The following is a 23,231-nucleotide window of genomic DNA, read 5'->3' as shown; positions in this document are numbered from 1 at the left end:
AGCGAGCCATTGGCCGATACATCTTGACACCACCGGTTGAAGAGCGCCACCCTCAGCCACCGTCTAAAGGACTGGACGGAGTCCAATTGAGGAGGACGCCGATGAGTCATGAAGCAGACAGTCCTGCCACCTCACGCTCCGCAGACGAACAACGACTCCACGAACTCGGCTACGCCCAGGAGCTGTCCCGGACCATGTCCGGCTTCTCCAACTTCGCCGTGTCGTTCACGATCATCTCGATTCTCTCCGGCTGTCTGACCCTCTACGGGTTCGGCATGAACACCGGTGGTCCCGCGCTCATCGTGTGGGGCTGGCCGTTCGTCGGCCTGATGACCCTGATCGTCGGTCTCGCGATGGCGGAGGTCTGCTCCAGCTACCCCACGGCGGGCGGTCTGTACTACTGGGCGGCGAAACTCGCGCCGAGCAACGGCGCCGCCTGGTCGTGGTTCACCGGCTGGTTCAACTTCCTCGGCCAGGTCGCGGTGACGGCGGGCATCGACTTCGGCGCGGCGTTCTTCATCAACGCGTTCCTCGACCTCCAGTTCGGCTTCGCGGCCACACCTCCGCACACCATCCTGATCTTCGGCATCGTGCTGGTGCTGCACGGGTTGCTGAACACGTTCGGCGTGAAGCTCGTCGCGATGCTCAACGACATCAGCGTGTGGTGGCACATCGTCGGCGTGCTCGTGATCGTCGGCGCGCTGGTGGTCCTGCCGTCCGAGCACCAGTCCGCCTCGTTCGTCTTCACGCACTTCGTCAACAACACCGGCTGGTCGTCGGCGTTCTACGTCGGCATGCTCGGCCTGTTGCTGGCGCAGTACACCTTCACCGGCTACGACGCTTCGGCGCACATGACCGAGGAGACCCACGACGCGGCCCGCAGCGGCCCGCGCGGCATCGTGATGTCCATCGTGGTCTCGCTGATCGCGGGCTGGGTCCTGTTGGTCGGCATCACGTTCGCCATCCGCGACTACGACGGCGCCATCTCCAGCGCGACCGGCGTGCCGCCGGCGCAGATCTTCATCGACGCGCTGGGCGTGACCGGCGGCAAGCTGTTGCTGCTGATCGCGATCGGCGCCCAGCTGTTCTGCGGCATGTCGTCGGTCACCGCGAACTCGCGGATGATCTACGCCTTCTCCCGCGACGGCGCGCTGCCGGCGTCCTCGTTCTGGCACAAGATCAACAAGCGCACCCGGACGCCCACCAACGCGATCTGGCTGGCCGCGGGCGGCGCGTTCGTGCTCGGCCTGCCGTACCTGTGGAACGCGACCGCGTACGCGGCGGTCACGTCGATCGCGGTGATCGGGCTCTACATCGCCTATGTGCTGCCGACGCTGCTGCGGTTGCTGCAGGGCGAGAACTTCCAACGTGGACCGTGGCACCTCGGGAAGTGGAGCAAGCCGATCGGCGTCGTCGCGGTGGCGTGGGTCGTGTTCATCACCGTGTTGTTCATGCTGCCCCAGGCGAGTCCCGTGACGGCGAAGACGTTCAACTACACGCCGATCGCGGTGCTGGTGGTCCTCGGGTTCGCGGGTGTCTGGTGGCTCGCGTCCGCGCGGAAGTGGTTCAAGGGCCCCCAGGTCCAGGGCTCGGCGGAGGAACTGGCCGCGATCGAACGCGACCTCGACTCCGTCTGAGCATCGCCGTGCCGGGCGCTCTCCTGTGGAGCGCCCGGCACGGTGATCAGAGCTTGCGGGCGAACAGGTCCAGCACCGCCGCCCAGTGGCGTTCGGCGGCCTCTTCGCTGTACATCGCGGTGTCGGCCTGGGTGAAGCCGTGGGAAGCGCCGGCGTAGGTCTCGCCCCGGTGCGGGACACCCGCTTCGCTGAGCGCCTTGTCCAGCCGGTCGATCTGCTCGGCCGGATTCGTCGGGTCGTTGTCCGCGTGCCCGAAGTACAGCTCCGCCGTGATGGCACCGGCGAGCAGGTGCGGGCTGTCCGGCGCGTCGGTCGCGAGGTACGCGCCGTGGAACCCGGCCGCGGCGGCGACCCGGTCCGGGTAGGTGCCCGCGGTGCGCAGGGCGAGACCCGCCCCCATGCAGTACCCGGTGAGCCCCACGGGTCCGTCGGTGGTGAGCGGCGAGGCGGCCAGCCAGTCGAGGTAGGCGGCGGCGTCGCTCATGGCCCGCTCGGGCGTCAGCGTCTGCATGGCCGGCCGCAGTGACTCGAAGAGCCCCGGCCGCGCGGCGGGGTCGATGAAGTCGGGCAGCTCGACCACCGGCGCCCGACCGGCGCGGTAGACGACGTTGGGCACCAGGACCACGTATCCGGCCGCCGCGAGCCGGTCGGCCATGGACCGCAGATGCGGCCGCAACCCGAACGCGTCCATGTACAGCAGGACGCCGGGGTACGGGCCGGGTTCGGCGGGATGGGTCAGGTAGGCGTCGGCGATTCCGTCCGGCGTGGGGATGTCGACGGACGATCCGTGCACAGCAGTGCTCATCAAAGCCTCGGTCCCGAAAGTCGTAACTGGTACTGAGTTTCACATTAGCCATCGCTCGGCCCTGCGCTGACCTCGCGTTCAAGCCGTTCGTGGCAGGATCGGGCCTGTGAGTGACATTCAACGAGTGGGAGTCGTCGGTTCCGGCCTCATGGGTTCCGGAATCGCCGAAGTGAGCGCCCGCGCCGGCCTCGACGTCATCGTCGCCGAGGTCAACGTGGACGCGACCGCGGCAGCGCAGGGGCGGATCGCCTCATCGCTCGCCAGGGGCGTGAAGTCGGGCAAGCTCAGTGAATCCGACCGCGAGGCCGCGCTGGCCCGCATCCGGTTCACCACCGACATCGGCGAGTTCGCCGACCGCCAGTTCGTGGTCGAGGCGGTCGCCGAGAACGAGCAGATCAAGACCGACGTCTTCACCGCGCTCGACAAGGTCGTGAAGGACGAGGACGCCATCTTCGCGTCCAACACCTCCTCGATCCCGATCATGAAGCTCGGCATGGCCACCCAGCGCCCCGAGCAGGTCATCGGTGTGCACTTCTTCAACCCGGTGCCCGTGCTGAAGCTCGTGGAGATCGTGCCGTCCCTGCTGACCGGTGCCACCACCCAGGTCCGCGCGGAGGAGTTCGTCCGCACGACCCTGCACAAGGAGGTCATCCGCTCGCAGGACCGCGCCGGCTTCGTGGTCAACGCGCTGCTGATCCCCTACCTGCTCTCGTCGATCCGCATGCTCGAGTCCGGCTTCGCCTCGGCCGACGACATCGACAACGGCATGGTGCTCGGTTGCGCCCACCCGATGGGCCCGCTGCGCCTGACCGACCTGATCGGCCTCGACACCACCAAGGCCATCGCCGAGTCGATGTACGACGAGTTCAAGGAGCCGCTGTACTCCCCGCCGCCGTTGCTGCTGCGCATGGTGGACGCGGGCCTGCTCGGCAAGAAGTCCGGCCGCGGTTTCCACAACTACGCGAAGTGACGCGAGGGCCCGCTCCCCGGAGCGGGCCCTCTGTCATACAGCTGCCAATCGGTTCATCGAGTGCTGGATCAACCCCACCAGCACGGTCTTGGACGACTCCCGGTCCCGCGCGTCGCACAGCACCACCGGGATCGCCTCGTCCAGGTCCAGCGCGTGCCGGACCTCGTCCACCGTGTAGAGCTGCGCCCCGTCGAAGCAGTTCACGGCCACGACGAACGGGATCCCGCGGTGCTCGAAGAAGTCGATCGACGGGAACGACGAGTCCAGCCGCCGCGTGTCCACCAGGACCACGGCGCCGATGGCACCGGTCGCGAGTTCGTCCCACATGAACCAGAACCGGTTCTGGCCCGGCGTCCCGAACAGGTACAGCACGACCGCCGTGTTGATCGTGATGCGCCCGAAGTCCAGGGCGACGGTCGTGGTGTCCTTGCCCTCGATGCCGACGAGGTCGTCGACGTGCGTGCCGGCCTCGGTGAGCAGTTCCTCGGTGCGCAGCGGCGGGATCTCGGAGACCGACGCGACCATGGTGGTCTTGCCGGTGCCGAACCCGCCGGCGATGACGATCTTGACCGCGGTCGGCACGGTCAGCTGGTCGTCAGATCCCACGAACACCATCCAGTACGGCCTGCAGGAGATCCCGGTTGGGGATCTGGGGGGAGGAGTTCTGCACGAGCACGTCACCGCGCTCGATGAGGTCCGACAGGAGGACCTTCACCACGATGAGGGGCACGTCGAGGTAGGCGGCTACCTCGGCGACCGACAGCGGGCGTGCGCACAGGGCCATGATCTCGCGATGTTCGACCGTCAGCGACGTCTGGTCGGACGTAAACGAGGAGGCTCGGACCTGCGTCACCAGGTGCAGATCAGGCGCGTTCGGCCGGGTGCGGCCGCGCACCATGGCGTACGGGCGTACGAGAGGCCCCGCGGCCTCGTCGTACCACCAGTCCTCCCGCGCGGTCATCAGCGCGACTCACGCGCCGAGGGGACGGTTGCCGTTTCCTGGCGCGGGGCCGACGAGAGGTACGTGCCCACCCGCTTGACCAGCATGTTCATCTCGTAGGCGATCATGCCCATGTCGGCGTCCTCTTCGCCCAGCACCGCGAGGCACGCGCCGTGCCCGGCCGCGGTCACGAACAGGTAGGCGTGCTCCATCTCGACGATGGTCTGCCGCACCGCGCCGCCGCCGAAGTGCCGGCCCGTGCCGCGGGCGAGCGACTGGAACGCCGACGCCATCGCGGACAGGTGCTCCGAGTCGTCGCGGGACAGCCCTGCCGAGCGGCCCAGCAGCAGTCCGTCCGCCGACAGCACGACCGCGTGCCGGGCGCCGACCACGCGCTGGATCAGGTCCTCCAGCAACCAGTTCAGTTCACCGTGCTGGCTGGTGTTGTCCTTCATGACGAGGGGGCTCCTTCTGATCTCCAGTCGTCGGTCAGCCGGGCGTCACGGGTGCCGCGCTGGAACGCGGCGAGCCCGTCTCGGATCCGCTCGGCCGGCCTTTCGCCGGTCACCGGCTCGGCATGGGGTGTCTCCTGCGCGGACTGCATGAGCTGCGGCGCGAGGTTCTGCCGCTTCTTCCTGCGGGGAAGGGGTGCCTTCCCGTCCTGCGGAGGTGGGGTGGAGGTTGGTTCGTCCACCGGCGTTGCTGGTTCGGACACGGCCGGCGGGGGCGTCGAGTTCAGCGCCGCCCGCACTTCGGGGGTCACCGTGATCGGGAAGCTGGGGTGTTCCTCGACGTGACCGTGGTGGTGGTCGTGGAACGACCGCACGGGCATCTGGGTGGTCTCGGTGATGTCGCCCGCCGTGTTGTGCGGGGCGACGATGTTCGGCGGCAGCACGCACAACGCGACCGTGCCGCCATACGGCGAGTCGCGCAGCTCCACCTTGATGCCCCGCCGCGCGGCGAGCCGGGCCACGACGAACAGCCCGAGCCGGGACTCGCCCCGGAACGCCATCGTCTCGAAGTCCGGCGGGTTGGAGAGCTTCGCGTTGGCCTGCAGCCGCTCCTCCTGCGTCATGCCGAGCCCGTGGTCCTCGATCTCGATCACGATCCCGTGCGGCACGGCGCTGGAGTGGACGATCACCTCGGACCGCGGCGACGAGAACGCCGTCGCGTTGTCGACGAGCTCCGCGAGCAGGTGGATGGTGTCGGCGACGGCCACTCCCACCAGCGCGCGGTCCGGCACCGGGTTGACCTTGACCCGGACGTACTGCTCGGTCTCGGCGACCGCGGAGCGGATGACGTCGCTCAGCCGCACCGGCTTGCGCCACTGCCGGCCCGGCTGCTCACCGGCGAGGATGATCAGGTTCTCCGCGTTGCGGCGGGCCCGCGTCGCCAGGTGGTCCAGCTGGAAGAGCGAGTCGAGCTGCTCGGGGTGCTCCTCCTCGCGTTCGAGCTTGTCGAGGATCTTGAGCTGCCGGTGGACGAGGCCCTGGTTGCGGTGCGCGATGTCGAGGAAGACCCGGTTCACCCCCTCGCGGGCCTGCGTCTCCTTCACCGCCGCCGCGACCGCCGTGTACTGGGCGGTGTTGAACGCGTCCGCGACCTGGCCGATCTCGTCGTTGCCGTAGTCCAGCGGCGGCATGTCGCGGTGGACGTCCACCTGCTCGCCGCCGCGCAGCCGCGCCACGATGTGCGGCAGCCGTTCCTGCGCGAGCCGCAGCGTGTCCTCGCGCAACGACGCCAGCCGCGTGACCAGGGCCCTCGACACGAGCCGGTTCGAGATGCGCAACGCCAGCACGATGCCCACGACCACGGCGAGCAGCGCGATCAGGCTGCCGATCAGCACCGCGGTGAACCGGCTGCCGGCCTTGTCCAGGCCCAGGTTCGCGGCGTCCCCCGCCTGCTGGACCGCGATCCCGACGAGCTTGTCGTGCACCGGTCCGGCGGCCGCGCGCCACTGCTGGTCGGTGACGCTCGCGTCGCCGTTGATGATCCGGCCTTCGAGGTCGAGCAACGTCCGGTACTCGGCGCTCCCCCGCAGCGCGTCGTATTGCGCGCGAGGCTGCTCAAGTGCGAACGGGATCGTGGAGTCGATGCTGGCGTGATAAGCACCCACGAGCCGCACGAACTCGATGCGTTCGGCCGGGGTGAACCCGCTGTTGAGCAACCCGCGCGAGCCGATCGTGGCTTCGCGGGACATCCAGTCGGCGGCCTGGAAGATCGCCACGGCCTGGACGTTGGCCTGGCCGGCCTCCGCGTCCGGCACCAGCCGCGCCTGCCGGGAGAACAGCGCCACGCCCGCGTCGAGCAGGCTGTTGTAGTAGTCGTAGACCGCCTGCGGGTTCGCGGCGCCGGACTCGACCTGCGCCCGCTGCTGCGGCAGCTCGTTCAGCACGGAGTTGAGCGCGTTGATCCGGTCGACGATGTCCTTCGGCGAGCTGTCCGCGAGGTCGGTGAACGCGGCCTTCATCTTCAGGACCGACTCGTCGGTGGCGGCCTGCTGCTTCTTCAGCGCGGCCGCGTCCACCCCGCCGGCCTTGCTCAGCAGCTCGAGGCTCAGCTGACGTTCCTTCTGCAGACCGGCGAACGCGTCGACGGACGGGATCACCGAGTCCTTCACGCTCGACGCGACCGAGCGCAAGTAGATGCCGTCGAAAAGGGTGTACGAGGAGAAAACGGCCCACATGACCAGGAGCACCACGCTGGGCACGACCACGACACCGGCCAGCCGCGACCGAATGGTCCGGGGGTTGGTCGGTGTGTAACCGCTCTTCTCGTTCACAGCGCTCTCACGGTCTCCCTGTCCCACGGCTAGCGCTGCGGGTAACCCGAGTCACTCCTTCGGCTGAAATTAGGTTACAAGTAGAGATCATCGTTACCCAATGACAGCGATCACACGCAGTACGCGGTTGGCAGGCTACCCAGTCGAGTGAGCGGAGCAACACCCGGTACGAGGGTTCTCACAAGGCAAGAACCCCCGTACGGGCTAGTTCCTGTGCCTGTTCTACGGGCGCTCAACCGCGACGACGTTGTAGGTGGTCTCGGGCGTCGGCGGGGTGCTGAACCGGGCATTCGGCAGGTACAGGCGCTTACCGAACGCGGCAACGGTCGTGGGAACGTCGAACCGCGCATCCGTGCGTTCCGCCGCTAGGGTCGCGCCATCACGACTGAGCGTGTAGCGCGCGACTTTGTTCAGCCTGTTTTGCACCACGAACAACTGGCGTCCCTCACGCAACAGACCGTCGCCATTCGTGAGTGTTTGACCGTGCAAATTGATGCTGGTCGTTTTGCCCAAACGTGTATCGATTCGGAACAGCGACCCGGTGTTGCTCTGCACGGCGATCAGGCCGCCGTCGAGCCCGGTGACGATGCCGTTGAGGTTCGTCGCGCCGGGCGTGACGACGAGGTCGCCGGTCAGCGCCAGGGTCCGGTGCGGCTTGAGGTTGAGCGGCACCTCGTACAGAACCGCCTTGCGCGAGTCGGTGAACCACGCCGACTTGTCGGTCAGCACGACGTCGTTGACGAACGTGTCCGTTGTCGCGAACTGGAACTTCGCCAGCAACGCACCGGTGCGGGTGTCATACACGCGTGCGTCGCCACCAACACCACCCGCTACCCACAGCCGTTTGCGCGCGTCGACCTTCATGCCGAGCGACGGTGTGCCAGGCCCCTTGGCCAGTACCTGGCCCTTGCCGGTGCGAAGGTCCGCCGCGTAGATCGACCCGTCGGCCCGCGACCCGAAGTAGGCCGTGGTGCCGCTGATCGCGATGCCTTCCGGTTGCCACCCGTTCGGCAGGGAGAACTCCGTCGGGAACTGCCCTGTTGGATCATGCTGGGACGCGTCTGCGGTGGCCGGCGCGGCGGTGAACGTGACGCCCAGGACCGCCGCGAGCAGGACACCGAATCTGCGGTACATGCCGTCTCCTTTTCGGTTTGGGTGCGCCCCCGATCCTTCTCCCTGACGCGGCCGAACCGGAGTTTTCTCAGGAATCCGACATCTCTACAGCTCAGCGGCGGCCTCGGCGATGAGCTCCAGCGACTCGCCCGCCCCGAGCGCGAGCTGCTGCAGCCCGGCGAACCGCTGCGCGCACCGCTCGGTCAGGCCGGGCTCCTCGACGTACTCGCCCTTGATGAACGTCTCCAGGTACGCCACGTCGTTGTGCTGACGGTGCGGAAAACCCAGCAACGTGAACGGCGACCCCATCGCCGGATAGGCCCCGGCACCACGCGGCACGACCTGAAGGCTCACCGTCGGGTACTCGCTGACCTCCATCAGGTGCAGCAACTGCGCCTTCATCACCCGCGGCCCTCCAACGACCTGCCGCAGCACGGCTTCCGGGAAGACCGCCTGCACGGTCAGCGGGTCCTTGTCGCCCAGCCGCGCCGACCACGCCTCCCGCGCCATCGTGAGCCGCGCGGTCCGGACCGGGTCGTCGGTCAGCATCGCCGCGTTCGTGTACCCGCCGAGTTGAAAGACGGCCGGCACGAGATCCGTCGTGAACGCCCGCAGCAACGTCGCCTCGAACACGAGATTCGCGAAGTCCGCCGCCGGATCGAAGTTCACGGCGTTGTTGAGCGCGCGCTTGCGGACTTGTTCCGCGTACTCCGCGCGCACCACCACGGCCTGCCATTCCGGAGTCGGCACCTTGTACACGTAACCGAGCGCCATGACGTCCACCGGCGCCGACGGCTGCACGGCGTTCTCCATCATGGACAGCTTGGCACCGCTGAAACCCACACGCTGGCCGGCCTCGGTCAGGCTCAGCTCGCGCTCCGCGCGCCACCCGGCCAGCTGCCGCCCGATGGCGCGTTCGAGCGTCGAGGCCCGGAAATCCTTCGGCATGACGTGAAGGATATGACCATTTCGGATTCCCGAATGGAGCCACCCCGGTGTTGACAACCCTTAAACACCAACGAACTCCGCTTACCGGAGTCGTATGCATTAAACGGCCGTTAGTGCTTTTAACTATTGATAGCGTTTCGTGCGCGCATGGGCACGCACGAGGTCGTGGAACCTGAACGCGTAGTCGCCCACCTCGGTGAGCAACGACTTCTCGACCAGGTCGTCCAGCGCGTCCTCGACGTCGCAGTCGGGCTCACCCGCGATCGCCGCCGCCACCGGAACGCCGAACGTGCCGGCCTCCCACGCGCACAACCGGTAGAGCCGCGCCTGCCGTTCCGGAAGCTCCACATAGGACCGGTCGAGCAGCTGGCCGAGGCGCCCGTCGTCGGTGAGCGGCTCGACGTCGATCTGGTGCGCCTGCGGGAGGTTCAGCTTCGCCCGGCTGGTCACGAGCACCGTGCCGGACGCGGGCAGCAGCGGCGTCACCTGCTCGGCGGAGTCCGCGTTGTCCAGCAACAGGGTGAACTGCCGCCGGGTCGCGAGGCCGCGGAACACGTCCGCGACCTCGTCCGGTGCCACCCCGTTGAGACCGAACGACCGCAGCAGCCGGTCGAGATCCTGGGTGGCCAGATCGACGTACAGCTGCTCGCCGGATCGCCGTTCCTGCAACCACTTCAGCGCCAGCGCGGTCTTGCCCACCCCGCCGGGCCCGCTCAGCACCGTCACCCCACCGGCCCTGATGCCAGCCAGCTCGGCGTCGCGGCCCACGAAGTGCCGCGGCGGCGCAGGAGGCCGGAACCGCCTCGGTACGTCGTTGGTGCAACGGATCGTGCCTGTGGTGGTGCCCGTCAGAACGTCACTCATCGCCCGTACCTCCCCGACACCTTGAAGCTACGGGCTTTCACCGTCTTGCGTCAGACAGCCATAGAGTGATCGCACGTGAGTGCGGCACCCGTGTTGGAGGTGGCGCTCCTGACCTGACGGCCGTTGATGATGATCTTGCAGGTGAGCTCGCCGTGCACGCCCTCCAGCCGGATGGCCACCCGTCCCTTGCGCGCGCCCATGCGTTCGAACGGCATGTCCGGGTTGCGCAGGGTCCGTTCCTCTTCACCGGGAAACGCGTAGGTGAGCTGGTCCGTCGTGCCGGATCCCTCGACCACCACGCGGATATGGGGCGCTACCGCGCAGCCGGTGCTTCCGGCCAGCAGCAGGCCCACGAGTAAGACGGTCCTCATGGTGGAACGGTAGGAAACCGCGCCCCGCGGATACATCAGCCTGAAGGCTCAAGCCCCATCAGCCGTCAGACTGACAACCCGCGGCGCCTCAGGCACTCCTCGACCCTGAACCGCTCGATCTCGCGGTCCAGCCCCTGCGGCAAGCGGCCCAGCCGGTGCTCGACCTCCAACGCCGCGCAGGCCTGCACGAGCAACGCGTCATAGGCCTGACGTGCGGCGATCTTCTTGACCGCCGAGTCCTCCGGCTCGAAGCAGGCCAGCGCCCTGCGCACACGACGAAGGTCGGCCGCGATGCGTTCGATCGGCCGATGCGGGGACACCGGGGCAGGACGCAACCTGCGCAGCACCTTCATCAAGTCGAAGGGCACCCCTTCAAGCTACCGTTACCTGACGTGTGAGCGAACATGAATCCGCTGTGTTCAGGCAGCCGCGCCTTGCGGCGTCGGCGTTGGCCCGTACCGGTTGGTGCGGGTCTTCCCGTGGCCGTACCCGTCGCCCGCGTGGTGCGGGTCTTACGTGGGTTTCCAGCGGGCTCGTTTCGCGTCGCCCCGCAACTCGGGGAGGACGTCTCGCGGCGCACGAGCGCAGCGAGGTTACGTGCGGCGTTGAGGTCCCGGTCGCAGACCATGCCGCACGCGTCACAGCGGTACACGCGTTCGGACAGGCGCAGCTTGGCTTTCACCACACCACAACCCGAACACGTCTTGGACGAGGGATACCACCGGTCGGCAACGTGCACCTGCACGCCAGCCCACCGGGCTTTGTACTCGATCTGGCGACGCAGCTCGGCCATCCCGACACCGGCGATGTGCCGGGCCAGCCGCCGGTTGCGCAGCATGCCGGCCACGTTCAGGTCCTCGACCACGACCGCGCCATGGGTACGGACCAACCGGGTGGTGAGCTTGTGCAGGCTGTCCCGGCGGGCGTTCGCGACCGCGGCGTGTACCTGGGCGATGCGGGCCTGGGTCTTGCGCCACCGGGCGGAGGGTTCCTGGCGGGTGCGCCGGTCCGGGCCGGTGCGGCGCGCGGCCTGGCGTTGCAGGCGACGCAGTTCCCGCTGGGCGGTTTCCAGGTGGCGCGAGTTCGGGATGACGTCGCCTGTCGACAACACGGCCAGGGATTTCACCCCCAGATCGACCCCGACCACGCTGTCGGGCCGGGCGGGTACGGGGTCGGCGCGGGTGATCTCCACGGAGAACGACACGAACCACCGGCCCACCCGGCGGGACACTGTCGCCGAGCGGATGCGGGCAGTACCGCGCTCAACGTGCCGGGCCAGCTTGCGAGTTGACTCGTGCGTGCGCACCAAGCCGATGCGAGGCAGCTTCACGTGCCGGCGATCATCAGCGAGGCCGAAGGCGCCGGTGGTGAACCGGCACGACAGACCGGACCGCTTGCCCTTGAACCTCGGGAACCCGAGCCTGCGCCCCTTCCGCTTGCCACGCTTGGAGTCTGTCCAGTTGCCCAACGCGGTCGCCAGGTTGGCCAGGCCGCAGGAGTAAGCCTCCTTCGAGTTCTCCGCCCACCATGGGGCGACCTCGTTCTTGGCCCGGTTCCAGTCCTTGCGCAAGCTGTAGGCCGACCACGACATCGACGGACTGAGTTGATCGCCGGGGAGGTTGTAGGTCTTCTCCGCGGCTCGCTGGTCCAAATTTGCTTTGATCCGCGCCAAACCCCAGTTGAACGCGTACCGCTGCGCACCACAATGCGACCCCAGGACCGCCTGCTGCCCTGGAGTCGGATCAAGCGCAAACCGATACGCCTGGATCACCGTGACCATCTCGCCGACACCGTAGCGGGCGACCAAGCAGCTACTACCCCGCCTGCAGTGCCAGGAAGAGGTCCACGCGCGCCTCGAACTCGGCCAGGTCGACGCCCAGCAGTTCCTCGACACGCCCCACCCGGTATCGCAACGTGTTCACGTGGACGTGCAGCTTGGCGGCCGCGGCGGTCCACGAGCCGGAGCAGTCCAGGAACACCTTCAGCGTGCCGATGAGATCCGACCCGTGCTCGGCGTCGTAGTCCAGCACCGGACCGAGCAACCGGCGGCGCAGCGACGCCCGCAGCTCTTCCGGGACGCCGGCGAGCAGCAGTTGATAGAGCGCGATCTCCTCGCCCGCCACCACGCACGTGCGACCGCCACGACGTTCACCCAGCCGACGCGCGTGCGTGGCTTCCTCCGCAGCGCCACGCAAACCACGCCACTCGACCGGTGAGCTGATGCCGACCAGGACGCGCGACGACCCGAGTCCCGGCTCCATCACGCGCATCGCCTCACGCACGTCGTCCGGCAACGAGTCGTCGGCCTTGGCCACCGCGTAGACCGTGTCCCCCACAGGCGTCACCAACGCCTGTGGCAGCGTTTCCTCCAGCACGGCGGCTGCCAGATCGGTCCGTTGATCGGACGTCACCGCGCTGATCACGCGCAGCCGCACGTTCTCCAGCCCGGCCGCCGCCAGCCGTGACTCGACGTCCGCGGAACCGCTCAGCACGGCGGTCACGAGCGGCCCGGCGGTGCGGTTCTCGATCTGTCTGCCCTGGGCCTGGCGGAGGCGTTCCAGGCCGACCAGGGACGCGAGCTCGGCGGCGGCCTCTTGCTGCGGTGCGCCGCCCACGACGAGGATCCAGCTGGTGAGCCGGTTGCCACCGCGTTCGGAGACGGGCACGAGCGTCATGCCCCTGACCGTCTTCGGGAGCCGGTCGGCCTGCAGGAACTCCTTCACCAGCGTGACCCGCTCCGGCAGTTCGCCGCCCGCCACGACCCGGCCGGTGGTGGAGAGCACCCAGCACGGCGCGTTCAGCTCGTGTCCGCCCGCCAACAACAACGCGGGCAGCCCGGAGCCCTCCGCGATGACGTTCAGCAACCGGCGGTGCCTGCTGAGCCCGACCAGTTCCATCGACACGCGTTCGGTGATGGTCGCGAACGACAGGTCGACAGGCACCTCCAGCAACGGCACGTGGTGGCGTTCGCAGGCGTCGACCAGGTCCTCGGGCAGCGAGCGGTTCTCGGTCTCGGACGCGGCCAGGCCGGCGACGCGGGCCGCGGCGAGCGAACGGACGAACGTCTCGGAGTCCTGCGGGCCGTGGTGCCAGAGCAGGCCGGACAGCACGAGCTCCCCGCCGGACAGGTACCGGCTGGGGTCGGGCAGCTCCGTTCCGTACACACGGCTGACCGTGCGGTCGAGCTGGTCCTCACCGGTTTGCAGGCTCAGCCGCAGTTCCGGCATCTGCAGCAACGTCCGCAGCAGCAACATGACAGGTCACTTTCGTCCATTCGTGTTTGTAGGAAAGCACAAATTCGTTACGTGTAGGAGCCTGCTGATTCATGCGTCCCGGCTGTAGTGGATCGGGCCGGTGACTAGGTGTACTGGCTCACAACCAGATGGGAGGGCGAGTGACGATCTCCACGCATGTGCTGGACGCGGCACGCGGCAGGCCGTTCACGGGCATCGCCGTGTCGCTGCAGCGCCGCGACGGGACCGAGGTGGCGAACGCCGAGACGAACGCCGACGGCCGGATCACCGGATGGGGTGAAGGTCTGGAGGCCGGGGTGTACCGGCTGGTGTTCGACACGGCGCAGGCCGCGCCGTTCTTCCCCGAGGTCGTGCTCACGTTCGACTACTCCGATCCGGCGCAGCACTACCACGTGCCGCTGCTGCTGTCGCCGTTCGCCTACTCCACCTACCGAGGTAGCTGACGATGGACTTCCTTCGACCGGAAACGCTTGCGGAGGCGTTGGAGCTGAAGGCCTCCCGGCCGGACGCCGTGCCGATCGCCGGCGGCACGGACGTCATGGTGGAGCTCAACTACGACCACCGCAGGCCAGGCGCGCTGCTCGACCTGACCAGGATTCCCGAACTCCAGCAGTGGTCCGGCGGCCTGCGGGTCGGCGCGGGCGTGCCGTACGTGCGGATCATCGACGAGCTCGGCGCCCAGCTCCCCGGCCTCGCGATGGCTTCACGAACGGTCGGTTCGCCGCAGATCCGCAACCGCGGCACGGTCGGCGGCAACCTCGGCGCGGCCTCCCCCGCCGGGGACACGCACCCGGTGCTGCTGGCGTCCGACGCGGTGATCGAGGTGGCCTCGGTGCGCGGGACGCGGATGATCCCGGCGGACGACTTCTATCTGGGCGTCAAGCGGAACGCGTTGGAGCCGGACGAGCTGATCGTGGCGGTTCACCTGACGCCTGCCAAGGGGCCACAACAGTTCTCCAAGGTCGGCACGCGCAACGCCATGGTGATCGCGGTGTGCTCGTTCGCGATCTCGCTGTTCCCGGCGGAGAACCGGGTCGGCGCGGCGGTCGGTTCCGCGGCTCCCACGCCGCGCCGGGCCCTGGACGCCGAGCAGTTCCTGGCCTCCGCGCTGGACTTCGCCTCGCCGAAGCCGCTGCTGGACTCGGTGAAGCGCGAGTTCGGGGAGCTGGTCTCGCAGGCCGCGTCGCCGATCGACGACGTGCGCGGGTCGGCGGCGTATCGCAAGCACGCACTGGCCGTGATGGCTCGCCGGACGCTGGGCTGGGCCTGGCAGGAACTCTTGGACGGGGAAAAGGCATGCGCGTGAACGTGACGGTCAACGGCGAGCAGCGCCAGGCCGACGACGTCTGGGAAGGCGAGTCGCTGCTGTTCATGCTGCGCGAACGACTCGGGCTGCCCGGCTCGAAGAACGCGTGCGAGCAAGGCGAATGCGGTTCGTGCACGGTGTACCTGGACAACGTGCCGGTGTGTGCGTGCCTGGTCGCGGCCGGGCAGGCGCAGGACCGTTCCGTGCGGACGGTCGAGGGGCTCGCTGACGGTGATTCGCTGGACCCGGTGCAGGAGGCGTTCGTCGAGGCGGGCGCGGTGCAGTGCGGGTTCTGCACGCCCGGTCTCGTGGTGCAGGCACACGACCTGCTCGACCGCGTGCCGAATCCGTCCGACCCGGAGATCCGCGAGGCGCTCGCCGGGAACCTGTGCCGTTGCACGGGCTACGAGAAGATCCTGGACGCCGTGCGATTGGCGGCGTCGCGCCGATGATCGTCCTCGACCGCTGTGCGGTGTCCACCGTGGATTCGGCCGGGACCGAGCACTCGTCCGGGCACGTGGTCGTCCGGGACGGGCGGATTCAGTCCGTCGGTTCGGGTCCGGCGCCTCGGCCCTCCGAGTCGCACACCTACGTCGACGCGTCGTCGTGCCTGGTCACGCCCGGGCTGATCAACACGCACCACCACCTGTACCAGTGGGCGACGCGCGGGCTGGCCCAGGACGCGACGTTGTTCGAGTGGCTGACCACGCTGTATCCGGTGTGGCGCGGGCTGGACGACTCGGTGACGCACGCGGCGGCCTCGGCCGGGCTGGCGCGGCTGGCGCTGACGGGCTGCACGCTGGCCGCTGATCACCACTACGTCTTCCCGTCCGGCGGCGGTGACGTGTTCGACGCGCTGGTGTCGGCGGGGCGGCGGATCGGGATCCGGCTGGAGGCGATCCGCGGGTCGATGGACCGGGGCCAGTCCTCCGGCGGGTTGCCGCCGGACAACCTGGTCGAGGAGACCGAGGCCGCGTTGATCGCGACCGAGCAGGCGATCGGCGACTACCACTCGACCGCCGACGACGCGCTGGTGCGCGTGGCCGTCGGGCCCTGCTCGCCGTTCTCGGTGTCGAAGGAGCTGATGACCGGGGCCGCTGCGCTGGCTCGCCAGCACGGCGTCCGGCTGCACACGCACCTCGCCGAGACGCTGGACGAGGAAGAGCAGTGCCTGGCGGAGAACGGGTGCACGCCGACCGAGTACGCCGAGCAGCTCGGCTGGCTGGGTTCCGACGTGTGGCTCGCGCACACCGTGCACCTGAACTCCGACGCGGTGAAGCGGCTCGGGGCGACGTCGACCGGTTCCGCGCACTGCCCGACGTCCAACGGGCGGCTGGGCACGGGGATCGCGCCGGTGCGCGACCTGCTGGACGCGGGCGCGCCGGTCGGACTCGGGGTCGACGGCGCGGCGTCCAACGAGGACGGTGGGCTGGTGGTCGAGCTGCGTTCGGCCCTGTACCAGGCACGTCAGCGGGGCGGGCCGGGTGCGCTGGACGCGCGCAAGGCGTTGTGGATGGGCACCATGGGCGGGGCCCAGGTGCTGGGCCGTGCCGACTCGCTGGGCTCGATCGAGCCGGGCAAGGTGGCGGACCTCGCGGTGTGGGATCTGTCCGGAATGGACTACGCGGGGATCGCGGACCCGGTGGCGGCGTTGGTGCTCGGCACTCCCCCGCCGTTGAAACTGTTGATCGTGGGCGGCCGGGTCGTCGTGCAGGACGGGGTTCTGCGGACGGCGTCGACCGACGAGCTGGCGCGTGACCTTTCCGCCGCCAGTCTGAAGCTTCAGGAGGCAGCGCGATGACCCTCACTCCCGCCGAACTCACCTCCGCGGTGTCGGGTGGCATCGGGACGTCGCCGCAGCGCCCGGACGGCAACCTGAAGGTGCGCGGCGAGTTCGCTTACGCGTCCGACCTGTGGCACGAGGACATGATCTGGGGCGCGACCCTGCGCTCGCCGCACCCGTATGCCCGCATCACGTCGGTCGATCTGACGGAAGCGTTGAAGGTGCCCGGTGTGTACGCGGTGCTGACGCATTCGGACGTGCCGGGGCGCAACCTGTACGGGTTGGAGCACAAGGACCAGCCGGTGCTGGCGGTCGACGTCGTGCGCTACCAGGGCGAGCCGGTCGCGCTGGTCGGTGCCGACCACCCGGAGACCGCGCTGCGGGCGATGAAGAAGATCGTCGTGACCTACGACGTGCTGGAACCCGTCGTGGACATGGAAACCGCGGTGGACGACACCCCGTTGCACCCCGGCGGGAACCTGGTGCGTCACGTCCCGATCCGCCGTGGTTCGCAGGACGTCACGGCCGATGTCGTGGTCACCGGGCGGTACGAGGTAGGGATGCAGGACCAGGCGTTCCTCGGGCCGGAGTCCGGGCTCGCGGTGCCGGCCGCGGACGGCTCGGTCGACCTCTACATCGCGACGCAGTGGTTGCACGTCGACCGCGACCAGATCGCGGCGGCGCTGGGGTTGCCGCAGGAACAGGTGCGGCTGACGCTGTCCGGGGTCGGTGGCGCGTTCGGTGGCCGTGAGGACCTGTCGATGCAGGTGCACGCGTGTCTGCTGGCGCTGCACACCGGCAAGCCGGTCAAGATGGTCTACAACCGCGAAGAGTCGTTCTACGGGCACGTACACCGGCATCCGGCCGTGTTGTACTACGAGCACGGCGCCGACCACACCGGCAAGCTGGTCTACGTTCGCACGCGGATGTACTTGGACGGCGGTGCTTACGCCTCCTCGACTCCCGCTGTCGTGGCCAACGCGGCGACGTTGGGCGTCGGTCCGTACGAGGTCGACAACGTGACGGTCGACGCGTACGGCGTCTACACGAACAACCCGCCGTGCGGTGCGATGCGTGGGTTCGGTGCCGTACAGGCTGGTTTCGCCTACGAGTCACAGATGGACAAGCTGGCCGAGGCGTTGGGGATGTCGCCGGTCGACGTCCGGGTGCGCAACGCGATGACCGAGGGGTCCGTGATGCCGACCGGCCAGGTGGTCGACTCGGCCGCGCCCGTCGCGCAGCTGTTGAAGCTGGTGCAGGACAAGCCTCTGCCGACCGGGACGTCGTCCGACATCCGAGAACTTCCCGGTGGTGTCTCGAACACGACGCACGGCGAGGGTGTCGTGCGCGGTGTTGGTTATGCCGTCGGTATCAAGAACATCTGCTTCTCCGAGGGTTATGACGACTACTCGACCGCTCGGGTGCGGGTGTCGATGGTCAACGGTTCGCTGGCCGCGGCCGTGCACACCGCCGCGTGCGAGGTCGGCCAGGGCCTGGTGACGATCATGCAGCAGATCGTGCGGACCGAGCTCGGCATCGAGCGCGTGACCGTGCTGCCGATGGACACCACGATCGGCAACGGCGGCTCCACCTCCGCTTCACGCCAAACCTACGTGACCGGCGGCGCGGTGAAGGCCGCCTGCGGTGTCGTCCGGTCGCTTTTGGACGGTCGCACGGACATCGGCTCCGAGGTGATCGACGAGACCGTCGAGTGGCGGCACCGCGCGACCGAGCCGTTGGATCCCGAGACGGGACAAGGCAACGCGCACGTCCAGTACGGCTTCGCGGCCCACCGCGCGGTCGTCGACGTGGACGTCGATCTCGGCCTGGTGCGCGTGGTGTCGCTGGACTGCGCGCAGGACGTGGGTCGTGCGTTGAACCCGCAGGCCGTGGTGGGCCAGATCCAGGGCGGTTCCGCCCAGGGCCTCGGCCTCGCGGTGATGGAGGAGATCCAGACCTCCGGCGGCAAGGTGCGCAACCCGTCGTTCACCGACTACCTGATCCCCACCGTGCTCGACATGCCGCCGATGAGCATCGACGTGCTCGAGCTCGCCGACCCCCATGCCCCGTACGGCATCCGCGGCGTCGGCGAACCGCCCACCATCTCGTCGACCCCGGCGATCGTGGCGGCGATCCGCGCGGCGACCGGCCTGGCGCTCACCCGCGTCCCGGTCCGCCCGGAACACCTCACCGGTACCTGATCTCTTTGTTTGACCATTTTTGGGAGAGTTTGTTGCTGTGAACGCACATCTGCTCGCCACCATCGACCTGGCCACCCGCAACGTGGCCTCCGGCGGCGGCCCGTTCGGCGCGATGATCGTCCGTGACGGTTCGGTCATCGCCACCGGCGTCAACCAGGTGACGCCGACGCTCGACCCCACCGCGCACGCCGAGGTCGTCGCGATCCGCGCGGCCTGCCAGGCGCTCGGTGACTTCAAGTTGACCGGCTGCACGCTGATCTCCTCGTGCGAGCCGTGTCCCCTGTGCCTGTCCGCCGCGCTCTGGGCGCGGGTGGACAGGGTCGTCTACGCCGCCGACCGCGACGACGCGGCGGCGGCCGGGTTCGACGACCGCGAGTTCTACGAACTCTTCAGCAAGTCCCGTTCCGAGTGGGACCTGCCCGTGCACCAGATCTCCACAGGCGAGGACAACGCCCCGTTTACCGCGTGGATGTCACTCGCGACTCGTATCGATTACTAAGGGCCACAAGCCTTTTTGCTGACCGGAGCTGTAGCTAATCGCGTTCCGGCGTTGGAACGCGCCCACCGGCATGGGAAAGGCCGTCCTCCATGACTCAGTTACGGAGCCGACAATCGACGTCGGCCCTCGACCAGTTCTTCCGCATCACCGAACGTGGCAGCTCTCTGGGCCGTGAAGTTCGGGGTGGCATAACGACTTTCGTCGCGATGTCGTACATCGTGCTGCTGAACCCGCTGATCCTCGGTGCGTCCGCCGACATCACCGGCGCCAAGCTCACCATCGCCGAGATCACCACGGCGACCGCGTTGGCGGCCGGCGTGATGACCGTCCTGATGGGACTGGTCGGCAACGCTCCGTTGGCGCTGGCGGCCGGTTTGGGCGTGAACGGCGTGGTGGCGTTCCAGATGGCGCCGACCATGACGTGGGCCCAGGCCTTCGGTCTGGTGGTGCTGGAAGGCCTCTGCATCGTCGTGATGGCCGCGTCAGGCGTCCGCGAACGCATCATCAACGCGATCCCCGAGCCGTTGAAGATCGCGATCACCGTGGGCATCGGCCTCTACGTCGCGTTGGTGGGACTGGTTTCCGCCGGGTTCGTGACCCGCACGCCGGACGCCGTCGGGTCCACGGTCCCGGTCCGGATGGGCGTGGACGGCCACCTGAGCGGCTGGCCGATCGTGATCTTCTGCCTGGGTCTGCTGCTGATGATCGTGCTGATGGCGCGCGGCGTGCCCGGAGCCGTCCTGATCAGCATCGTCGTCGCGACCGTGGTGGCCGTGGTGGTGAACTCGGTGTTCACCGTCAAGGGCTGGGGACTCGTGACGCCCTCGCTGCCCTCTTCCGTCGTGGGCTCACCCGACTTCGGGTTGTTCGGCCGGGTCGATCTGTTCGGCGGGTTCGTGTCGGCGGGCGTGATCGCCGCGACGATCTTCCTGTTCACCCTCGTGCTGTCCGGCTTCTTCGACGCGATGGGCACCATCACCTCGGTGTCCGACGAAGCGGGCCTGACGCGTGACGGTCGCGTGGAGGGCATGGGCAAGATCCTGATGGTGGACGGCGCCGGCGCGATCGCCGGTGGCGTCACGGGGTCGGCCCCGAACACCGTGTTCCTGGAGTCGGCGGCGGGCGTTGGCGAAGGCGCCCGAACCGGCCTGGCCTCGGTGGTCACCGGCGGTCTGTTCCTGGTGGCGCTGCTCTTCACACCGCTGGCCACCGTCGTGCCCGCCCAGGCCGCGGCCCCGGCCCTGGTGGTGATCGGCGGCCTGATGATGACCCAGATCCGCCGAATCCCCTGGCAGGACACGGACTTCACCATCCCGGTGTTCCTGACGGTGGCGATCATCCCGTTCACCTACTCGATCACCAACGGCATCGGCGCGGGCCTCGTGTCGTACGTCGTGCTGCGGGTCTGCAAGGGCCGCTGGCCGGGCTGGCTGATGACCGGCCTCGCCCTGATGTTCGCCGTGTACTTCGGCGTGGACGTGATCACCGGCAAGTGACGCGCTGAGGTTCGGCCGGGCGGCCACCCGGCCGAACCTCTGATTGGGAGGCTCGATGCGTGACCTGGCATCAACACTGCTGTCGTGGGACCGGTTCGCGGTCGCCTCGGTGGTGGCCGTGCGGGGCAGCGCGCCACGCCCGGTGGGCGCCGCGATGGCGGTCGGTCCGTCGGGTGAGGTGATCGGCAGCGTCTCCGGCGGCTGCGTGGAGGCCGAGGTGTACGAGCTGGCCCGCACGGTTCTGGAGACCTCTGTGCCGTCGCTTGCCTCGTTCGGTTACTCGGACGACACGGCGTTCTCCGTCGGCCTGACCTGCGGCGGCTCGCTGGACGTCCTGGTGCAGCGCGACAGTCCTTCGTTGCGTGCGGCGCTTCAGGCCTCTGTGGACGGACATCCGGTGTCGGTTCGTTTTGCCTTCGAGGACCGGGTGTTCACCGAATCCTGGATGCCGCCACCGCGACTGCTGGTGTTCGGCGCCATCGACCACGCCGCCGCCGTGGCCGAGATCGGGCGTTTCCTCGGCTACCACGTGACGGTGTGCGATGCGCGCCCGATCTTCGCGACTCCTGAGCGCTTTCCCGCAGCGCACTCCGTGGTCGTCGACTGGCCGCATCGTTACCTCGCTCGTACGCACACCGACACCGACACCGCCGTGGTGGTGCTGACTCACGACCCGAAGTTCGACATCCCGGTTCTTTCGCAGGCCCTGTCGATGCCGCTGGCCTTCGTGGGCGCGCTGGGCTCGCGCCGCACGCACGCCGAGCGCCTCGACCGCCTGCTGGAGGCGGGTGTTCCGCGCGCGGCGCTGTCCCGGCTGCGTTCCCCGATCGGCCTCGACCTCGGCGGCCGCAGCCCGGCGGAAACCGCGGTGTCCATCGCCGCCGAACTGGTGGCCCTGCGGCACGGCGGCACCGGCCTGCCCTTGTCCTCGCTGTCCTCCCCCATCCACCGGACCCAGGAGAGTCATGGCACTGATCTTTCTCAACGGCGGCGGCATGCGGGGCGGACCGCTGCACTCCCAGCTGCAGGGCACGCCGATGGTGTGCCGGGCGCGCAGTGCGGCCAAATACCGCTACTTCTCGGTGCGGGGGAAGTTCCCCGCGATGCACGAGTCGGGGTCGGCGTCCGTGGTAGGTGAGCTCTACGACCTGCCGCTGAAGGTCCTGCGCGACCACCTGGTCCCCGCCGAGCCGCCGGAACTGGAGATCGGCGTGATCGAACTGGAGGACGGCAGTGCCGCCCTGGCCACCGTGCTGCGCGACGCCGTTCTCTCCGACCCGTCGCTACTCCATTCGGGTGACATCAGAGACATCTCGTATCTGGGCGACTGGCGGGAGTTCTTACATCGCGAGGGGTGAGGGAGTGGCAAGGGGGAGTTGCCGCAGGCGGCGGGACCAACCGAAGTGGTCCCGCCGCGGGGGACTCACCGCCCGCTCCGCAGCAGCCCGCGCTCGTACGCCACCGCGACGGCCGCCGCCCGGTCCGAAACCCCGAGCTTCGCGTAAACGTGCAGCAAATGGGTCTTCACCGTCGCCTCGCTGATGAACAGCGCCGCCGCCACCGCCCGGTTGGTGGACCCCTTCGCCACCAGCGCCAGCACGTCGAGCTCCCTGGTGGACAACGCCTCGGTCGCCGGCTCCCGCACCTGCCCCAGCAACCGCGTGGCCACCGCGGGCGACAACACGGCCTCGCCCGAGTGAGCCGCCCGAATGGCCCGCTGCAACTCGTCGCGCGGGGTGTCCTTCAACAGATACCCGGTGGCCCCGGCCTTGATGGCCGGCAACACGTCCCGGTCCGTGTCGTAGGTGGTGAGCACCAGCACCCGGCACGGATGCGCACGCAGCCGTTCGATCGCCGACAGCCCATCGCTGCCGGGCATGCGCAGATCCATGAGCACCACGTCCGGCGACAACGCCGTGACGACAGCGACGGCCTCATCCCCCGAGGCGGCCTCGCCCACGACCTCGAAGTCGGGCACGGCGAGCATGCCCCGCAACCCGTCACGTACCACGGGGTGGTCGTCGACGATGACCAGCCGGATCACGCGGCCACCCTGACGCCACGGCGGACAGCCAGGCCGCCCTTGCACGCCGAACGCACCTGATCCACGCCCCACCTCCGCAATCCCACCGCACCAGTCACGCCCGGCCCGCAAGCCCACATGGAACGCCAACCGCCGCCCACCGCATTGCTTACACCTGCCCCGTCACCGACGCGGGGACGCTGACGGCCGCCCCACCACCAACGCCGAACGCCTCCTGC

At 68.7% G+C, this 23,231-nt stretch carries 24 protein-coding genes; 11 read left to right on the top strand and 13 right to left on the bottom strand.

The genetic code is table 11. From position 1 onward, the window contains the following. The first annotated feature begins 101 nt into the window (after positions 1-101). A complete protein-coding gene (locus B0F77_RS37390) occupies positions 102-1,637 on the top strand; it encodes an amino acid permease (RefSeq protein WP_086667775.1) in 1,536 nt (511 codons plus the stop codon). 46 nt (positions 1,638-1,683) lie between these two features. Here B0F77_RS37390 and B0F77_RS37385 read toward each other — a convergent pair whose 3' ends face one another. Then, positions 1,684-2,442, bottom strand: a complete 759-nt coding sequence (locus tag B0F77_RS37385; RefSeq protein ID WP_086667774.1) for a dienelactone hydrolase family protein — start codon at positions 2,440-2,442, stop codon at positions 1,684-1,686. Positions 2,443-2,548: 106 nt separating this feature from the next. Here B0F77_RS37385 and B0F77_RS37380 point away from each other — a divergent pair, with 106 nt between their 5' ends. After that, complete coding sequence (locus tag B0F77_RS37380; RefSeq protein ID WP_086667773.1) at positions 2,549-3,412, top strand: 3-hydroxybutyryl-CoA dehydrogenase; 864 nt, start codon at positions 2,549-2,551, stop codon at positions 3,410-3,412. A gap of 33 nt (positions 3,413-3,445) precedes the next feature. Here the strand turns inward: B0F77_RS37380 and B0F77_RS37375 are convergent, their stop codons facing one another. From B0F77_RS37375 to B0F77_RS37325, 11 genes are all read right to left on the bottom strand, one after another. Continuing rightward, a complete protein-coding gene (locus B0F77_RS37375) occupies positions 3,446-4,027 on the bottom strand; it encodes a GTP-binding protein (protein WP_086667772.1) in 582 nt (193 codons plus the stop codon). Further along, positions 4,008-4,373: a DUF742 domain-containing protein gene (locus tag B0F77_RS37370; RefSeq protein WP_086667771.1), complete on the bottom strand. Its 366-nt coding sequence runs from the start codon at positions 4,371-4,373 to the stop codon at positions 4,008-4,010. The genes B0F77_RS37375 and B0F77_RS37370 overlap by 20 nt, the downstream gene beginning before the upstream one ends. Next, a complete protein-coding gene (locus tag B0F77_RS37365; protein WP_086667770.1) occupies positions 4,373-4,807 on the bottom strand; it encodes a roadblock/LC7 domain-containing protein in 435 nt (144 codons plus the stop codon). Before B0F77_RS37365 ends, B0F77_RS37370 begins: the two co-directional genes overlap by 1 nt. Continuing rightward, positions 4,804-7,134: a sensor histidine kinase gene (locus B0F77_RS37360; RefSeq protein WP_245849153.1), complete on the bottom strand. Its 2,331-nt coding sequence runs from the start codon at positions 7,132-7,134 to the stop codon at positions 4,804-4,806. The genes B0F77_RS37365 and B0F77_RS37360 overlap by 4 nt, the downstream gene beginning before the upstream one ends. Before the next feature lie 222 nt (positions 7,135-7,356). Then, the gene (locus tag B0F77_RS37355) at positions 7,357-8,268 is read right to left on the bottom strand and encodes an NHL repeat-containing protein (RefSeq protein WP_086667769.1); all 912 of its coding nucleotides are present in this window, start codon (positions 8,266-8,268) and stop codon (positions 7,357-7,359) included. Between the two features lie 84 nt (positions 8,269-8,352). Then, positions 8,353-9,195: a helix-turn-helix domain-containing protein gene (locus B0F77_RS37350; RefSeq protein WP_086667768.1), complete on the bottom strand. Its 843-nt coding sequence runs from the start codon at positions 9,193-9,195 to the stop codon at positions 8,353-8,355. Positions 9,196-9,318: 123 nt separating this feature from the next. After that, the gene (locus B0F77_RS37345) at positions 9,319-10,059 is read right to left on the bottom strand and encodes an ATP-binding protein (RefSeq protein WP_086667767.1); all 741 of its coding nucleotides are present in this window, start codon (positions 10,057-10,059) and stop codon (positions 9,319-9,321) included. Positions 10,060-10,109: 50 nt separating this feature from the next. Next, on the bottom strand, positions 10,110-10,430 hold the full coding sequence (locus B0F77_RS37340; protein ID WP_143467116.1) for a hypothetical protein: 321 nt from the start codon (positions 10,428-10,430) through the stop codon (positions 10,110-10,112). A gap of 65 nt (positions 10,431-10,495) precedes the next feature. Further along, on the bottom strand, positions 10,496-10,798 hold the full coding sequence (locus tag B0F77_RS37335; protein WP_143467114.1) for a hypothetical protein: 303 nt from the start codon (positions 10,796-10,798) through the stop codon (positions 10,496-10,498). Continuing rightward, the gene (gene tnpB / locus B0F77_RS37330; RefSeq protein ID WP_245849152.1) at positions 10,783-12,237 is read right to left on the bottom strand and encodes an IS607 family element RNA-guided endonuclease TnpB; all 1,455 of its coding nucleotides are present in this window, start codon (positions 12,235-12,237) and stop codon (positions 10,783-10,785) included. The genes B0F77_RS37335 and tnpB overlap by 16 nt, the downstream gene beginning before the upstream one ends. Before the next feature lie 7 nt (positions 12,238-12,244). Then, the gene (locus B0F77_RS37325) at positions 12,245-13,684 is read right to left on the bottom strand and encodes a PucR family transcriptional regulator (protein ID WP_086667764.1); all 1,440 of its coding nucleotides are present in this window, start codon (positions 13,682-13,684) and stop codon (positions 12,245-12,247) included. Positions 13,685-13,812: 128 nt separating this feature from the next. Here B0F77_RS37325 and uraH point away from each other — a divergent pair, with 128 nt between their 5' ends. The 9 genes from uraH (at position 13,813) to B0F77_RS48230 (ending at position 22,327) form a co-directional block, all read left to right on the top strand. Beyond that, positions 13,813-14,127: a hydroxyisourate hydrolase gene (gene uraH, locus B0F77_RS37320; RefSeq protein ID WP_086667763.1), complete on the top strand. Its 315-nt coding sequence runs from the start codon at positions 13,813-13,815 to the stop codon at positions 14,125-14,127. Between the two features lie 2 nt (positions 14,128-14,129). Continuing rightward, complete coding sequence (locus B0F77_RS37315) at positions 14,130-14,990, top strand: FAD binding domain-containing protein (RefSeq protein WP_086667762.1); 861 nt, start codon at positions 14,130-14,132, stop codon at positions 14,988-14,990. Then, positions 14,981-15,442, top strand: a complete 462-nt coding sequence (locus B0F77_RS37310; protein ID WP_086667761.1) for a (2Fe-2S)-binding protein — start codon at positions 14,981-14,983, stop codon at positions 15,440-15,442. The genes B0F77_RS37315 and B0F77_RS37310 overlap by 10 nt, the downstream gene beginning before the upstream one ends. Then, positions 15,439-16,791, top strand: coding sequence for an 8-oxoguanine deaminase (locus tag B0F77_RS37305; RefSeq protein WP_086667760.1), 1,353 nt, complete (start codon positions 15,439-15,441; stop codon positions 16,789-16,791). Before B0F77_RS37310 ends, B0F77_RS37305 begins: the two co-directional genes overlap by 4 nt. Then, a complete protein-coding gene (locus B0F77_RS37300) occupies positions 16,788-18,974 on the top strand; it encodes a molybdopterin cofactor-binding domain-containing protein (protein ID WP_086667759.1) in 2,187 nt (728 codons plus the stop codon). The genes B0F77_RS37305 and B0F77_RS37300 overlap by 4 nt, the downstream gene beginning before the upstream one ends. Positions 18,975-19,011: 37 nt before the next feature. Continuing rightward, positions 19,012-19,473, top strand: coding sequence for a nucleoside deaminase (locus B0F77_RS37295; protein WP_211294225.1), 462 nt, complete (start codon positions 19,012-19,014; stop codon positions 19,471-19,473). An 89-nt stretch (positions 19,474-19,562) separates the two neighbouring features. After that, positions 19,563-20,969: an NCS2 family permease gene (locus tag B0F77_RS37290; protein ID WP_086667757.1), complete on the top strand. Its 1,407-nt coding sequence runs from the start codon at positions 19,563-19,565 to the stop codon at positions 20,967-20,969. A 55-nt stretch (positions 20,970-21,024) separates the two neighbouring features. Beyond that, complete coding sequence (locus B0F77_RS37285; RefSeq protein WP_086667756.1) at positions 21,025-22,107, top strand: XdhC family protein; 1,083 nt, start codon at positions 21,025-21,027, stop codon at positions 22,105-22,107. Then, positions 21,992-22,327, top strand: a complete 336-nt coding sequence (locus B0F77_RS48230; RefSeq protein WP_425435778.1) for an allophanate hydrolase-related protein — start codon at positions 21,992-21,994, stop codon at positions 22,325-22,327. Before B0F77_RS37285 ends, B0F77_RS48230 begins: the two co-directional genes overlap by 116 nt. A 65-nt stretch (positions 22,328-22,392) precedes the next feature. Here B0F77_RS48230 and B0F77_RS37275 read toward each other — a convergent pair whose 3' ends face one another. Next, positions 22,393-23,013, bottom strand: a complete 621-nt coding sequence (locus B0F77_RS37275) for a response regulator (protein ID WP_086667754.1) — start codon at positions 23,011-23,013, stop codon at positions 22,393-22,395. Between the last annotated feature and the right edge of the window lie 218 nt (positions 23,014-23,231).

The organism is Lentzea kentuckyensis (assembly GCF_002150765.1).
Lineage (GTDB): Bacteria > Actinomycetota > Actinomycetes > Mycobacteriales > Pseudonocardiaceae > Lentzea > Lentzea kentuckyensis.
The sequence above is the reverse complement of the archived record's forward strand: the minus strand, read 5'-3'. Positions and strand labels throughout refer to the sequence as shown.